Here is a 15144-nt window from a genome sequence, read left to right as displayed (position 1 = left end):
ACGTCGTACCGGTGCCGCGTGGAGTCGTGAAGCCCTCGGCCGTGGGGGACCGTGAACTGTGCATGGGAAAGCGAGGAGTCATGCCGAATGCCGTGGTGCTGTCCGCGTTCGGGCCGCCGGAGGTCCTGCGCTGGGCGCGGGTGCCGCTGCCGGAGCCGGCCGAGGGCCAGATCAGGATCAAGGTGGCCGCGGCCGGGGTCGGTCCGACCGATCTCGACCTGCGGTCCGGCCGTCTGAAGGCGTTCCCGCTGGAGCCGGACGCCGTGCTGGGTTTCGAGGTCGCGGGGACGGTCGACGCCGTGGGCCCGGGTGTGACGGGCACCTTCGTCGGTGACGATGTCGCGGCGCTGCTCTTCGGCCTGGGCGGCTACGCGGAATACGCGCTGGCCTCGATCTGGACGCCCAAGCCCGCCCCGGTGTCCTTCGTCGACGCCGCGGCCCTGCCGAGTTCCGCGGAGGCGGCCGCCGGGGTGCTGCGGCAGCTCGGCGTCACGGCGGGGGAGACGCTGCTGCTCCTGGGCGGCGGCGGTTCGGTGGGCGTCATCGCCACCCAACTCGCCGTCGCCCAGGGGGTGAAGGTGATCAGCGCGGTCGGTGCCCGGGACGACGCGCTGGCCGCCCGGTTGGGTGCCACCCCGGTCCGCTACGGGCCCGGGCTGGTGGCGGAGGTCCGGCGGGCGGGCGGTGTCCAGGCCGTCTTCGACGCGGCCGGGCGGGGAGCGCTGGCGGACGCGGTCGAACTGGCCGGGGGACCGGAACGCGTGATCACCCTGTCCGACCCCGCCGCGGCCGACTTCGGCGTCACCCTCTCCCACCCCTCCCCGGACCGTGCGCCGGGAGCCCTCGCCGAGACCATGGCGATGCTCGCCGACGGCCGGCTGGTGATGCGCGAGCGCATGACCCTCCCCATGGCGCAGGCCGCGCGCGCCCACCGCCTCCTGGAGAGCGGCGAGGTGCGCCGGCGGATCGTCCTCACGCTCTGACGGCCCTGCGGCCCTGCGGCCCTGCGGCCCTGCGGCCCTGCGGCCCGCCCGGCCGTCATGGACGGCGGCGCGCCCCGGTGCGTGCGGATCGGTCCCGGGGCCCGCCGCGCGGTCCTGCGTCGTGGGCGCCGCGGATGGCGCGGGCCCTCCGGTCAGCGCGGCCGGGCGGTGAACCTCCACGTGCCGGTGCCGATCCGGTAGACGGCGGTGGCGGTGTCGCGCCGCAGGAGCGCGGCGCCGGCGGGCGCTGTCACCTCGGCGTGGGATCCTCCCGCCGGGGCGAGGGGGACGCTGAGGGTGGCGGTGGTGTTGGGCGGGACGGAGGCGGTCAGCGCGAGGGAGGTGCCCGAGCGCTTCCAGGAGCTGCCCACGGTGCCCTGCGGTGTGCGGTAGGTGGAATCCACGGAGGTGAGGTCGCCGACGACGGCCGGGGCGATGGACAGGTCGCCGAAGGCGACGGAGCCGGGGGTCTGGGTGATGCCGCCCAGACCCGCGGTGAACCATTCCTCGAGCGCGCCGAGCATCCAGTGGTTCTGGGAGGAACTGGTGCCCATGCCGCCCCAGGACTCGGCCAGCGAGGTGGAGCCGGTGGCCACCATGTGTCCGTAGCTGGGGTAGGTCGTCTGGCTGGCGATGTCCCAGATGACGTCGTGGCGTCCCGCGTCGGCCAGGACGCGCAGGGCCGCGGGCAGGCCGACCTCGCCGGTCCCGAGGTGGTTGCCCGCGGCGCGGACGGACGCGATCAGCGTCGACAGCACGGCGTCCCGGTGGGCGGCCGGCACGAACCCGGCGTCCAGGGCGAGGGCGTTGGCGGTCTGCGAGCCGGTCGCGTAGGTGGCGCCGGACGCGTTGAAGTAGGCGGCGTTGAACGCGGTGGTGATCGCGTCGGCCAGGGCCTGGTAGCGCCGGGCGTCGGCCTTCTCGCCGAGCACCCCGGCGATCGTGGCCAGGGTGCCGGCCAGCCGCCGGTAGGCGTAGCTCTGGACCAGCATGGTCGGGGTGGTGGTGGTCTCGACGGTCTCCCAGTCGCCGAGTCCGCCGTCGAGGAGGTTGCCGGTGGTCAGGCCGGTCAGGTAGGCGAGGTAGCGCTTCATGGCCGGGTAGGTGGAGCGCAGGGTGGGCAGGTCGCCGTAGGCGCGGTACAGCGCCCAGGGCACGAGGACGACGGAGCCGCCCCAGTTCGCGTCGTAGCGGTACGCGCCGGCGAACAGGGCGATCTCCGGCGCGGTGGTCGGGACCATGCCGTCGGCCGCCTGCGCCTGGACCATGTCGCGCACGAGCTTGCGGCCGTACGCCTCGATGTCGTACGTGCGGGTGGCCGCGCCCAGGGCGAGTCCGGTCTGGTCCAGCCAGCCGAGCTTCTCGCGGTGCGGGCAGTCGGTGAACACCGAGTACATGTTGCTCTGCACGGACCGGTCGATGATGGTGTGGATGCTGTTGAGCAGGGTGTCGGAGGAGGTGAAGGAGCCGGCCGCGGCGTTGGCGGTGCGCAGCACGAGCGTCTTGGCGTCGGCGAGCGCGGGGGCGGCGGGCAGGCCCTGCACCTCCACGTAGCGGAAGCCGTGGTAGACGAAGCGGGGCTGCCAGATCTCCTCCCCGGTGCCGGCCATCACGTAGCTGTCGTAGATGGGCGTGCCGGTGGTGGACTGGTCGACGGCGCCGGCGGCGGTCAGCTTCTCCCCGGGCAGCATCTTCACGGTGGTGCCGGCCGGGCCGCGCATCCGCAGTTGCTGCCAGCCCGCGCTGTTGACGCCGAAGTCGATCACGTACACGCCGTCGGAGGGCGAGGTGACCGCGACGGCGGGGTGGACGTCCACGATCTGCACGGGCGGTGCGGTCCGGCCGACGAGCGCGGTGCCCGGGGCGGGCGGGCCGGCGGCCGACGCCTTGTCCCAGGAGCCGCGGTCGGCGCCGGGCCGGTCCCATCCGTGCTGCACGCGGCGGGCGTCGAAGTCCTCGCCGCCGTACCAGTTGCTGAACGTGGTCGGTCCGAGCGTGGTCAGCCAGGAGCTGTCGGTGGCGACGGTCTGGGTGCGGCCGCCCTTGTAGCGGATCTCCAGTTGGGCGATGAGCCGCGGCGGTCCGAAGGCGGCGGTGGCCTTGATGTAGCGGCTGGGGTTGTCGAGGGTGTTGAAGATGTCCCAGATGCCGTTGCCGATCTCGACGCCCACGGTGTTGGCGCCGGTGTGCAGCAGATCGGTGACGTCGTAGGTGGCGTAGGGGATCTCGACCAGCGCGTTGGTGTTGGGCGGTTCGAGCACCGCGCTGGTGGCGGCGCGGCCGTTGACACTCGCGGCGTGGATGCCGGCGGCGGATATGTAGAGCCGGGCGCGGTCCACGGCGCCCTCGACGGAGAAGTCCTTGGCGAACAGCGGCAGGGCGGCGGGTGCCTGGTGCATGCTGGACGGCGGGTACGGCTTGTCGTCCTTCTTCACCGTGCCGGCCAGGGTGAAGGGCCCGGCCGGGTCGTCGGCGACCGACACGGTCAGCGACCGGGGGTAGTCCGGGGTCATGCCCCACTGGCTCGGCGCGTCCCAGCGCTGGTAGACCACGACCGAGTCGAAGGACACGGAGGCGCCCAGGTCGAGGGTGAGGGTGACCGGGTCGTCGGAGATGTCGGTGTCGCCGCGCACCGTGCTCTGGTAGCCGTACGGCGCCTCACGGGAGGTCAGCTTGCCGTCGGTGAGGTATTCGGGGGCCCACTGGCCGGGGACGGTCAGCGAGTCGTTGGCGGTCACCGCGGCACCGCGGGCGAGGTCGACCCCGGGCCGGGCGGAGTCGAGCACCGTGATCTCGGAGATCTGAAGCTGCGGCTTCCAGTTCACGGTGTCGTCCAGCGCGGACGCGGGACGGCCCAGGTCGCTGACGGTGATCTGCACGTAGCGTGCGGTCTGCGGAGCCGTCAGCGGCGCGGTGATGCCGTAGGGCTGCTCCCACTGGCTGTTGCCGATCCACCGGGCGGTCCAGTCCTCGGCGTCGAGCAGGCCGGTCTCCCACAACGCGGGCGTGCTCCAGGCGGACGCGCCTGCGTGCTCGTCCCAGACCCGCACCCTCCAGTACGCCCGGGTCCGGGCGGGGACCGGCTTTCCGCCGTAGGGGATCGCGAAGGTGTCCGCGCCGGTGACGCGTCCGCTGTCCCACAGGTCGGGGCGGCCGTGGTCGAACGCCTGGCTGCTGGTGGCCACTTGGATCTGGTACGCCTTCTGGCGCACCGGCTCGGCGACCGGCGCGGCCCCCGCGGGGAGGGCGAGTTCCCAGCTCAGGGTGGGGCGGGGCACGTCGATGCCGACCGGGTCGGTCATCGCGGCGGCGCGCAGCCCGCGGGGGGTGACGGTGCGCGAGGAGGCCGCCGGTGTCCCTTTCGCGGGCGCGGCGGACGCGCTGGGCAGGCCCGTCGCGCTCAGGCCCAGGGCGCCGAGCGTTCCGCCGCCGAGCACCAGGAACTGGCGGCGGCTGGCGCCCGCGTCGCGGGGGGCGTCGGGGGCGTCGGAATCGTGGCTTTTCATGATGTTCCTCTCCATAAATGAATCGTTTCAAATCTCGCGTGTGCGGTCGGCCACCGCGCGAGGCGGATGCGGGGGGAGGGGCTTGCGAGGGCAACTTACGGCTAAATCCCGTGCGTGTCACCGTCTTCGGCCGCACAGGTTGGACGAGGGAGCCCACCCCCGCGGGGCCGGTGCGGGTCGGCCGGGGGTGGCATATGGCGGGGTGTCTGAAACGTTCCGATTGCTGCCGGGGTGTGCGACGGCCCCGGGTTTCCGGCGGGGCGGCCCTGTTTGCCCGGGCGTTGCCGGCCGGGGTGGTGCGGGGGGCGGGGGTGGAACGAGGGCGGCTCCGGTGCGTGCCGCGGGGCTGAAAAGTGACGGGTGGGGGCCTCGCGTGCGTGCGCGGTTGTGGTGTTCGCCGGCCGGGTGCCCGAACCTGTGGGGTACCGCATCCGTTGCTGGAAGGGGCGCTTCGATGGAGTGGATCACGTGGGTCCCGGCACCTGGGCGCTCGCGCCGGGCCGCGCGGGTGGCGGTGGCCGTGGCGGCGGTCGCGGGGACGTTGATCGGCGCGGCGCCGGGGACGTCCGGAAGCGTGGCCGCTTCCGCCGCTTCCGCCGCTTCGGCCGCCTCGGCTGCGAGGACACCGGCGGGAGCGGGGCCGGAAGCGGCGGGGTCGGCGGCGCCGACTGTGTTGACCGGTGCGCAGCTCGCGGCGTCGTGGACCGCTCCGCTGAGTACCGCGGGCCGTTACGTCGTCGATGCGAACGGGGACCGCTTCAAGCTGAAAGCGGGCAACTGGGAGGGGGCGCAGGGCACGTGGGAGGGCAGCGGCGCTGTCGACGATCCCGCGCAGAACCATGCGGGGGAGCCGTCGTACGGCCTGCCGCTGGGGTTGGACCGGGCGCCGGTCGCACGGATTCTGGCCGACTTCCACGGCCTGGGCCTGAACAGCGTCCGGTTGCCGTTCTCCGACGCGATGATCCACGACACGACGCCCGTGCCGGATTCCGCGGTCGCGGCCAACCCGCAACTGCGTGGCGACACTCCGCTCCAGGTCTACGACGCGGTGGTCGCGGCGCTGACCGGTGACGGCTTCGCGGTGATCCTCAACGACCACACCACGACGTCCCGTTGGTGCTGCGGTGTGGACGGGAACGAGCGGTGGAACAGCGGGCAGAGCACTCAGCAGTGGGAGGCGGACTGGCTGTTCATGGTGGACCGCTACCGGGCGGACAAGCGGGTGGTGGGCGCGGACCTGCGCAACGAGGTGCGCCGGGACGTGCTCGACGATCCCAACTGGGGCTCGGGCGACGCGCACGACGAGTACGCCGCGTTCGAGGAGGCGGGCAACGAGATCCTGGCCGACGACCCGGACCTGCTGATCATCATGGAGGGCATCAACTGGTACGGCATCCCGCTCGACGGGCTGCCGCACGGCCGGCCGATGCTCACCCCGGTGGCGACGGTGTCCAACACCCTGATCGCGTCGGACAAGCTGGTGTACTCGGCGCACTTCTACGCCTACACCGGACCGGCCAACAGCGGGGCCGGCTCCGGGCTCGGGGCCACCAGCGACCCGAGGTACGAGGACTTCACCCCGGCCCAGCTCGCCTCCGCGGTGGACCAGGAGGCGCTGTTCGTCACCCAGGCCGGGCAGCACTTCACCGCGCCGGTGTGGGTGAGCGAGTTCGGCGCGGCGGGCCGCGGCGAGGCGGATCCGAAGGAGCAGGCGTGGTTCGACGCGTTCACCGACATCCTGATCGGCGACGACACGGACTTCGCGGTGTGGCCCCTGGTGGGGTGGACGGCGGCCGACGGCACGCCGCAGGACAACTGGGCGGCGCTGTCGTACGACCGGTCCGGGAACGCGATCAGCATCACCGACCCCGGCGACTGGCGCGCGGCGGACTGGAACGCGCTGGTCACCGCCCCGAGCGTGACGGGCCCGGTCGCGCGACCCGACCGGTGGAACATGCTCGACCTGGACTTCGCGGACGAGGACACCTCGGCCACCATGCTCGCGCTGCCGGACTGGTCCAGCGGGAACCGCAAGGGGGTGTGCCCCGACACCGAGCGTCTGGCCGGGCTCGGCCGCGGTGACGGCCGCGGCCTGTGCACGGATTCCGGGCAGCCGCAGCGGTCGGCGGGCGCGTTCACCGTCGTGACCGACGAGCGGTACGTCACCGAGGGGGACTGGGCGTCCGGCTACAGCAAGCTCCAGTGCCCGGACGCCACCGTCGCCGTGGGGTACAGCGTGCACAACGACGCCATGGCGGCGCTGCTGTGCGCGCCCGCCGCGGTCCCCCCGCCCACGACGGGACGGGACGTCTGGTTCGACCAGGGCGACAACCGACCCGCCTCCGGCGGTTCCACGGCCAGCGACTGGGCGGTGGGCTCCTACAAGGGCCAGTGCGCCGACGACGAGTACGTCGCGGGCGTCGCCTACACCTGGAAGTGGTTGGCGGGAGGCGTCCCGGCGGCCCTGCTGTGCCGCCCCTTGCGCTGACCGGGCCACCGGGTGTGTGGCGACCCGGGCGCGTGGTGACCCGGGGGATGCCGGCCAGGGTGATCCGGCCGAGTCCGGGCGGGCCCGCGCCTTCCTCGCGGGCCCGGTCCCCGAGCGCCGCGGTGACCCCCGCGGCGCTCGGGGACCACTCGCAGGGCGGCTTCCGGGGTGCGGGTCGGCACGTCCGCGGTGACGATGTGGGGGACCGGACAGGAAGCGGAGGCGTCATGGCGGACCGGACCACGTCGCGGCTGCTGGCCAACCGCGCGTCACTCGCCCACAAGATCGGCTACGCGCTGCGCCATCCGGAGCGGATCCGGCCCTATGTGCGGCGCTCGGCGCGTGATGCCTGGCTGCGTGCCCGGCACCGCGACCATGTGGCGTACTACCGCGCGGTCATGGCCTCGGACACCGCGCGCAGCCCGCAGGACGCCGTGGGGAGCGCGACGATGGACCGCTGGCTGGCCCTGGGCCGGATGCAGTTCGACTACCTGGTCGGGCACGGGCTGGTGCCGGGAGACCGGATGCTGGAGATCGGGTGCGGGAACCTGCGGGCGGGTTGGCGGTTCATCGAGTATCTGGAGCCCGGCCACTACCACGGCATCGACATCTCGCCGGACATCCTGGTGGAGGCGAAGGGCACGGTGGTCCGCTACGGCCTCCAGGACAAGCTCCCGCACCTGACGCTCGCGAACGACCTGACCTTCGACTTCCTGCCGTCGGGCTTCTTCACGGTGGTGCACGCGCACAGCGTGTTCTCGCATTCGCCCCTGCCGGTGATCGACGAGTGCCTTGCGCACGTGGGGCGGGTCCTGGCGCCCGGGGGCTACTTCGACTTCACCTTCGACCGCACGCTGGGCGCCGAGCACCAGGTGCTGCGGGAGGACTTCTACTACCGCGCGGAGACGCTCGTCGCACTGGCGGAGCGGCACGGCCTGGCCGCGCGGCTGATGGAGGACTGGGAGCGCCGCCCGCACGGCCAGTCCAAGATCCGCGTCACCGTGCCGGCCCGCGCGCCGCAGCCGACCGGTGACGCCGCCGCCCGCGAGCCCTGACGGCCGGCCCGGTCGGCTCCGGTTGGCCCCCGCCCCGGGTGTCCGGTCCACCGGGCTCCACGGGGTGGCGGGGGGCGACCGCGGCCCGGGTCGGTCTCTCCCGGGCCACGGGCCCCGGCCCCGGCCTCGTACAGGTCCGCGAGGGGCACTCCGCGGGGGAGGTGCGGTCAGGACGAGAGGTTCGTGCAGCCCGTGGCGCCGATGGTCGTGCCGGTGACCCTGATGGTCGTACAGGCGGTCGTGACGTTGCTGACCGTGCCGTCGGCGACCCAGCGGTTGTTGAGCCAGACCTCGACCTGCATGGTCGTGATGTGGAACGTGTAGTTGGGCCCGGAGTCCGCCCACCCGGGGCAGAGCGACGTCTGTGTCTGGAACGACGCGGGCGGCATACCGCCGCCCAGTTGGGTCAGTCCCACGGAACACGTGGTGCTCGTCGCGGCGTCCGCCTGCGGTGCGGCGGTCAGGGCCAAGCCCCCGGCCAGCACGGCCGCGGCGGTCAGGGCGGTGAAGTGGTACGGGCGTCTCACGATGCGTCTCCTCCGACATGCGTGACAACTGCTTCCCTACCGCTGGTTGTTGCCCACCCATAGCCGTGCCCAAGCCGGTTGCCCCCAGGGCGCGGCCTCCCCCTCGAACAGGCCGCCCCCTGAGCCCCGCCGCCCCGCCGCCCCGCCGATGCGCCGGCCGCCGGCCGACCGGTGCCCGGGACCGCCCCTTCACGTTCAGATGCGCAGGCGGTAGCCGCTTCCGCGCACCGTGAGCAGCAGCGTGGGGTCCGAGGGGTCCGGCTCGATCTTGCGGCGCAGCCGTGACACGCAGGCGTCGACCAGTCGGAGGTCGCCTGGGGAGTGCCGGTGTCCCCAGACCCGCTCCAGCAGGGTTCGCCGGGGCATCACCCGGCCCTTGTGGGCGGCGAGTTCCCACAGCAGGGGCGCCTCGGTCGGGGTGAGGCGGATCGTCGTGCCGTCCCGGACCGCGGTCAGTGTCGCGGTGACGATGGTCAGTGGTCCGAGGTCGAGCACCCGTTCCGAGGGACGGGGTCGGGTCCGGGGTCCCGGGCGGCGGAGGAGGGCTTGCAGCCGTGCTTCGAGGACGCGCGCGCTCACCCGTTTCACGAGATAGTCGGCGGCGCCGTTCTCCAGACCGGTGATGACGTCCTCCGGGTTGCCCTGGGCGGCGAAAATGACGAGAGGCACGGGATTTTCGGCCTGAATTCGACGGCATGTCTCAAAGGTGCCGGAATTCGGTTCCGCGGTGTCGAGGACGACGAGGTCCACCGCGTCGCCCAGTTCGCCCATGTTGCCCATTTCACCCATGTCGCGCGGTTCGCGTGCCCGGGTGGGGAATTCCGTCTCCCGGTCCACCGCGGTCACCCGGTGTCCCATGGCGCGCAGTACGGCCTCAAGGGAATCGTCGCAGTTCGCATCAGCCTTGACGAGCAGAAGGTGGTGCGCCGGATTGGCTCCTGGGCGCTCGGGTGTCGGGCGGCGGTCGTGCCGCATGAGGCTGCCACACCGAAATGACCGGAGGCTGTTACACGGTGACAGCTTGGTCATAAAACATTCCCCGGGCCGGCCTTCCGAACAATGCTGCGCGTGGACATTCACTTCGACGAAGGAGACGTGAGTACGTATGGATGAACGGCCCACCGGCCGCCTGGGCAGACCGCCGGTCGCCCTCGTCTTCATCGGCGCCGGCCGCACCGTGCTGGCCTCCCGCATCAACCGCGTCCTGAACCTGACCGCAGAGCACTGGCAGCACAGCTTCCTCGACCTCCACACCGGTCCCGGCAAGGTGCCGCTGCTGGTGGCCGCGCTGGACGACCTGACCGCCCACGGCCCCCAGGGGCCGGTCTGGCACCGGGCCGGGGCGACAGTCCCAAGCGCGGGCTGGTTGCAGCGCTGGACAACACCGCCGAGTGAGTCACTCCCGTGACACCGGCGGACGTGACCATGGTGGGTGGCGCATTCTCCGGGTCCGAGGGTCCTCAGTCCGAGTGCAGGCGTGAGGATGCGTCGGCCCATGGGGGCATGGCAGATGCCTTGTCCGCAGTGTGATCTCTGTGCCGGTCCCGGCCTGCCAGCCAGTTCTCCAGCCATTCTGCGAGGTTGTCCGCTTCCACGAGCCATCCGCGGGAGAGGCTGTCACGCGTGCGGTGGGGGTCGAAGAGGAGGACCGTTCCCTGCGTGTCCTGGCAGTCCACGCAGGTGACGATGTTGCAGCCCCGGTCCATGATGGGCAGGACCCTATGGGGCCAGGACCACCAGGAGCCAGCCGCCTCGGGGGCCGTTCTGCCCAGGTAACTCCCGACCGCGGACGACTCCTGGTCTTCGGGGTCCTCGCCGATGAGGGGGAGCAGGGGCTGGGGGCCGAAGCCGCCGTCGGCCACGTGCCGGTAGAGCGCTGCCAGAAGTGGGTGCAGAGGGAATCCGAGCAGTCGCTCGGCCTGCTGCAGTTGCTCAATAGGTATAGGGGAAGGAGTTCTTGTGCCCTGGGCTGCCTTGGTGGCGGTGCGGCCAATCAGTTGGTCGAAGTTGTTCATGCCCGTCATCGTCGACGACAGGTACGACAGCGCAACAGCCGAATACAGCGGTGCGTCCGGCCCATCGCCGCGCGGTCTCTACCAGCGCATGCCGAGGGCGTCGAGTTCCGCGCGCCGCTGCTCGCTCAGCTTGTCGGCCCGGCGCCGGCAGTTGTCGACGAGCAGCCCCAGCTTCACGGTGGTCTGCGATCCGTTCGGCTGGCTGAGGTGGGCGACGGCCTTGCGGGTGTGTCGCCTCAGTGAGTTTGGGGCACGGTGATTGTTCTTCGGGGCTGTGACCTGGGGTGACTCAAATTTTGAGAATGATCAAGTGAGTTTGCGATAGTGGCACTGACCAGGGATCATCCCGGTGCCTCATCGGCAGATCATCAGTCTTCATGTCTGTGACCTGCGGTGACCCTGGTTTTGAGAGCGCGCCCCATTCTGAGTGAGGCGACTTCTCACGGTCGGGAACTTGGGGGCTTGCCCGGCCTGCGTGGACGGGTGGTGTCCGGGTGCCGCGGGGACGTGTCGTTGGCCTGCGGGATGTCGGTGGCTGCTTCTAGGCTCAGTGGGACGATGGTTTGGGGAGGCTTGGTGCTGGGTTACGCGTTGACCCCTGATGTTCCGCTTGGTCCGTTCGAGGGCACGCGGGTGACGGTTTTTGCGGCTGGGGGGAAGCAGTCGAAGCTGCACGCCGTGAGGAGCTGCGGGTACCTGCGGACCCGCGAGGTGGGTGTGCTGCAGGTGGCGCTGGACGCGGCGGTGGTCGGCCGGCTGTGCGCGCACTGCGCAGGTGACGGGCCGTGGGTGCGGCGGGAGACCGGTCTGGGGATCTTCCTGGATGCTCTTGGTGGCCTGGGTCTGCTCTACCAGCTCGGCTCCTACACCGGGGAAGGCGATGACGAGCAGTGGAGCCAGGAGGAGGTGGAGGCCGCCGCCGCACTGCTGCGCGGCGCACCGCGGGACCCTGGCAGTGACGAGGACGACGCCGCTGATGACGTCGGTGAGGCGCGCGAGGAGGCCGAGCGGCTGCGGGAGGGGATCTTGGAGGAGTGGCGTGGCGCTGCGACGAGCCTGCACCAGGCCGAGCAGACGCTCCTCGCTTTTCCCTGGCTGGAGCAGTGGGCCCGGCCCCGTCTGCTGGTCAAGGAACGCTACCTGGCCGCCCTGCGCGGCCAGGCGGCGCTGTTCGTTGACCCTGCTGGACTGCTGACCGCAGCAGCGGTCGCACTCATGGAAGCCCCGCAGCTTCCCGGCGAGGACGAGGCGTTCACGGTCCTGGGTACGACGGCCGACATCACTCGCAGGCTACGGTCGTTGTGGGGGAGATGGCAGCGTGAGGCCGCAGCCGGCTGGGATCACCCGTCGGAACACTCCTGGATCGTGCATCACCTCGTCGATGGCATCAGCAGCAGGCGCAAGGGTCGCGACCAAGCCCTGGCAGCCGCCAGGGCCTTGCTGGCCACCTGGGCGGACCGCGCCCAGCAGACTGCGTCCACCGGGGCTGCCGCGGAGGTGCTCGTGACCGTGACACTTCCGCAGGCGGCGGGGGAGGAGCCGTACGAGCGCGGCCGGAAATGGCTGAAGGGTCTCGGTGCGTGGGGGCTGGGCGTACTGGTCACCTCCCTGGTGGACGCCGACTGGGGGCGCGGAACGGTGACCGTGCGCGTGCCAGAGCTCATCGCCGGCCGTCTGATCGAGGAGCGTTCTCCCCTGGCCAGCACGCCGCACCAGGCCGTGACCGGCGCTACCGCGGCCGTGGACGGCGAGCGTTCCGCGGCCGCGGAGGATGAACCCATGGGCCCGGGAATCTTCGACGACACCCCCATCGCCGACCGCCGCCCGGTCACCGCCGGCCACCTGCAAGCGCTGCGCGCCGCTTCGGGCAATGCCGACCAGCTCTACCTGGTCTTTTCCGCCGAGCAGGGTGCACAGGTGCTGCCCCTGAGCGCTCTGGAAGAGCGCTGCAGGCAGGGATGGCAGGGAATCATCATCGCCGGTGCCTCCGACCTGCCGGGCCACCTAGTCCAACCGGAGAAGAACCCCACTGCCCCCGAGGCCGACGACGCACCCGGCCAGGAGCACCCCTCCGCCGCGCGTGACCACGACCGCCGTGATCAGTCCTTCGGTGAACATCTCGGCGTTGCCGCAGGACCGCGGGTCATGGAGCGCCGGACGTACTCCGACCGCGACCGCGAACACCACCCTCGCTGCCTGGCCATGGCACGCGGCGTGAAGGACCTGCGCACCCTCGACGGCGGCTACGACCAGAACGGCCATCGCTCGGCCGCCCTGCCGTACGCGGTGTGGCACGGGCTGCTCGCCATGTCCACCATCGACCTCAGGCCCTTCCGTGCCCCGAGCGAGGATCGGTGGGACAGCGCCTCCGGCATTCCGCTGGCCCTCCTGGCCGATGTCCAGATCTACACTACCAACGCCGATCCCCTCGTGGAAGGCAAGGGCCACTCCCCGGATTGCCGGCACGCGGGCGACCGCGGCGTCAGCTGCCGCGACGATCTGCTGACGCTCGAGCAGCTTCTGCACAAAGAGGATGCCGACTGGTGCGGCAAGTGCGGCGGCTATGCCGTCCGCCGCCTCACCCCTGCGCAGATGGCCTACTACCGGGCCGCACACCGCCTGCACAACATCGCTGCCAAACTGCGCGCCGAGCGGCCCCCCACCCACTACACGCTCGACACCGGCGCGCTGGTGTCCGAACTGGACGAACTCGCCGCCAAACGCCTGGAGGATCTGGAAGACAGCGCATTGGCGAGGGTCGCGGACACCTGGAGGTGGAAAAGGATCGTGGACGACCTGAGTGTCAAAGCACGCGGGTGGAACCGGCACCAGACACCACGGTAGTCAGCGGCGCCCACAGCGACTGGACCACTGCCGGCATTCCCCTGGGCGAACCTCCCGACGCGCCGGGCACGGCCTCACCGTGCTTACCGCATCTGCGCCGAGCTTCATGATGACCGGCACGGCGCACAGCCGGCTCATCGTCGCTGCGCTGCGGGTGGCCCATCGAGTTGCCGGGCTGCGGCGCTGCGGGCCCATCGGCGTACACCCGCTCCTTCTTCCGGCTCGCTGTGGCGTCCGGCCAGGGCGTATGTGCATTGCGCTGTTGTGATGACGGGGGTCCGCCGCCGCAGTCTCTTTGGCCGGAGCAGGGCGGCGGACCCCTCTCAGACGCGGGAGGAGTTCCCGCACCTGGTCAGTCCCGGCCGGCTGGTCTGCAGCGACTGGGCACCTGGTTCAACGACCGTTCACCCGGGGCGTTTAGTGGTCGGCGGTGTGCGGTGGCCCACCTGACGGGACGTCTGGACGAACCCGTCGTCGGGCGTGACACTTCCGGGACCAGTCCGCCAGCGGGGCCTACTGCCGGCAGTCCTTGGCCGGAGCACGGCAGTAAGCCTTCTCAGACCCCAAGGAGAAAGACCGGATGTCTGCTTACTTACGCCCGGCGACGCCGCAGTCCGTTGTGACGGGCCGGTGATCATGGTGTTTTTGATCTTGGTTGTGCTGGGGTTGTGCAGTTGTCTCGGGTGGGCGAGCGGGGTCGGGGTGTGGTCCGGTGGTGTTTGGGTGGGGGTAGGCGCTCGCTGGGGATGGGGTTTGAGCTGGGCTTTTCAGGTGTGTGCAGGTGTTCTGGGTGGAGGCTTGATTTTGCGCAGTTGCTCTCTGGGTTCCTTGAGGGAGGTGCGGGGTCAGCGTGTGTGGATGCGGGTCCAGAGGGGGTCGTGGGTGGCGGGTGTGAGGTGGTTTATCTCCAGTTGGTCGGCGAGGTGGTGGAGGAAGCGGGCCTGGGCGTTGGGGGTGAGGCCGTGTGGGGGGATGCGGGTGAGGGTGGCGGCGAGGGTGAGGGTTTCGGGGTAGGTGATCAGGGTTCGGCAGGTCAGGGTGGGGGATGCCGGGCCGTGTTGGGTGTGGGGGTTGGTGGTGGTGAGCCGGGTCAGGCGGGTGTGCCATCGGTCGGTGAGGTGTTGGTGGTGGTCGTACCAGCGGGTGGTGATGGTGGCGGCCCAGGTCAGTGCGGTGGTGAAGGCGGGGTGGCGGGCCGCGCGGCGGTGCTGGTGGTGGGCGCGGGTGAGTTCTGGTAGGGCGGCGATGTCGAGCGGTGCGGTGTGCCGGGGGTCGTCGGCGGCCTGCTGGTGGCGGGTGCACAGGGCTGGGGTGTGGTCGGGCGGGTGGATCCAGGCGGTGCTGGTGCCGCGGCTGCGGTGGAGTACGCAGGCAGTGCAGGCGCGCACGGGGCGGTGCGCTGGTTCCAGGGGCTGCCAGTGTGCGGCGGGCGGGCCCGCCGGGGTGTGGCTGGTGGGGGCGGGGCGTTCGTGTGGGCCCGGGGCGAGTCGGGGTAGGGCGCGCAGCAGGTGCGGTTGGGGGGTGCGGGCGTGTGCGGCGAGGCGGGCTGCGGCTGGGAGGTTGAGGTGGAGTTCGGCGGTGGGAGCGGCGCCGTTGGTGCTGCCCGGTCCGGGATTGAGGTGGATGCCGAGGCCGTCGAGCAGGTGGGGCAGGGGCAGCCGGTAAGCGGCTGCGAGGCGGGTGGTGTAAGAGGCGGTGGCCTCGCCGGGCAGCGGGCGCACGCGGA

At 71.6% G+C, this 15144-nt stretch carries 11 protein-coding genes; 5 read left to right on the top strand and 6 right to left on the bottom strand.

The features are described 5' to 3' along the window. The first annotated feature begins 80 nt into the window (after positions 1–80). Positions 81–983, top strand: a complete 903-nt coding sequence (locus tag RVR_RS00110; RefSeq protein ID WP_202231809.1) for an NADP-dependent oxidoreductase — start codon at positions 81–83, stop codon at positions 981–983. Between the two features lie 152 nt (positions 984–1135). Here the strand turns inward: RVR_RS00110 and RVR_RS00105 are convergent, their stop codons facing one another. After that, positions 1136–4489 carry an alpha-L-rhamnosidase gene (locus RVR_RS00105; RefSeq protein WP_202231808.1) on the bottom strand — a complete coding sequence of 1118 codons (3354 nt, stop codon included), beginning with the start codon at positions 4487–4489 and terminating at the stop codon, positions 1136–1138. A gap of 670 nt (positions 4490–5159) precedes the next feature. On the opposite strand from RVR_RS00105, the gene RVR_RS00100 reads away from it, so the two are divergent. Both RVR_RS00100 and RVR_RS00095 read left to right on the top strand, forming a co-directional pair. After that, positions 5160–6977: a glycoside hydrolase family 5 protein gene (locus RVR_RS00100; RefSeq protein ID WP_272933048.1), complete on the top strand. Its 1818-nt coding sequence runs from the start codon at positions 5160–5162 to the stop codon at positions 6975–6977. A 227-nt stretch (positions 6978–7204) separates the two neighbouring features. Further along, positions 7205–8032, top strand: a complete 828-nt coding sequence (locus RVR_RS00095; protein WP_202231806.1) for a class I SAM-dependent methyltransferase — start codon at positions 7205–7207, stop codon at positions 8030–8032. A gap of 167 nt (positions 8033–8199) precedes the next feature. On the opposite strand, the gene RVR_RS00090 is transcribed toward RVR_RS00095, so the two are convergent. Both RVR_RS00090 and RVR_RS00085 read right to left on the bottom strand, forming a co-directional pair. Then, entirely contained in the window at positions 8200–8559 is a 360-nt protein-coding gene (locus RVR_RS00090; protein WP_202231805.1) for a hypothetical protein, read from the bottom strand. 195 nt (positions 8560–8754) lie between these two features. After that, entirely contained in the window at positions 8755–9588 is an 834-nt protein-coding gene (locus tag RVR_RS00085; protein ID WP_202231804.1) for a winged helix-turn-helix domain-containing protein, read from the bottom strand. Positions 9589–9664: 76 nt separating this feature from the next. Here RVR_RS00085 and RVR_RS00080 point away from each other — a divergent pair, with 76 nt between their 5' ends. Further along, positions 9665–9967: a hypothetical protein gene (locus tag RVR_RS00080; protein WP_202231803.1), complete on the top strand. Its 303-nt coding sequence runs from the start codon at positions 9665–9667 to the stop codon at positions 9965–9967. A gap of 52 nt (positions 9968–10019) precedes the next feature. On the opposite strand, the gene RVR_RS00075 is transcribed toward RVR_RS00080, so the two are convergent. Further along, a complete protein-coding gene (locus RVR_RS00075; RefSeq protein ID WP_202231802.1) occupies positions 10020–10574 on the bottom strand; it encodes an SMI1/KNR4 family protein in 555 nt (184 codons plus the stop codon). Positions 10575–10652: 78 nt separating this feature from the next. Beyond that, entirely contained in the window at positions 10653–10814 is a 162-nt protein-coding gene (locus RVR_RS39280) for a Helicase associated domain protein (protein ID WP_488165670.1), read from the bottom strand. Between the two features lie 336 nt (positions 10815–11150). Between RVR_RS39280 and RVR_RS00070 the strand changes: the two genes are divergently transcribed. Beyond that, the gene (locus RVR_RS00070) at positions 11151–13418 is read left to right on the top strand and encodes a hypothetical protein (RefSeq protein WP_202231801.1); all 2268 of its coding nucleotides are present in this window, start codon (positions 11151–11153) and stop codon (positions 13416–13418) included. 845 nt (positions 13419–14263) lie between these two features. On the opposite strand, the gene RVR_RS00065 is transcribed toward RVR_RS00070, so the two are convergent. Beyond that, a complete protein-coding gene (locus tag RVR_RS00065) occupies positions 14264–15139 on the bottom strand; it encodes a TniQ family protein (protein WP_237404477.1) in 876 nt (291 codons plus the stop codon). Positions 15140–15144 lie beyond the last annotated feature (5 nt).

The sequence above is a fragment of the Streptomyces sp. SN-593 genome (assembly GCF_016756395.1).
Classification (GTDB): domain Bacteria; phylum Actinomycetota; class Actinomycetes; order Streptomycetales; family Streptomycetaceae; genus Actinacidiphila; species Actinacidiphila reveromycinica.
This window is presented reverse-complemented; position numbering and strand designations above follow the sequence as displayed.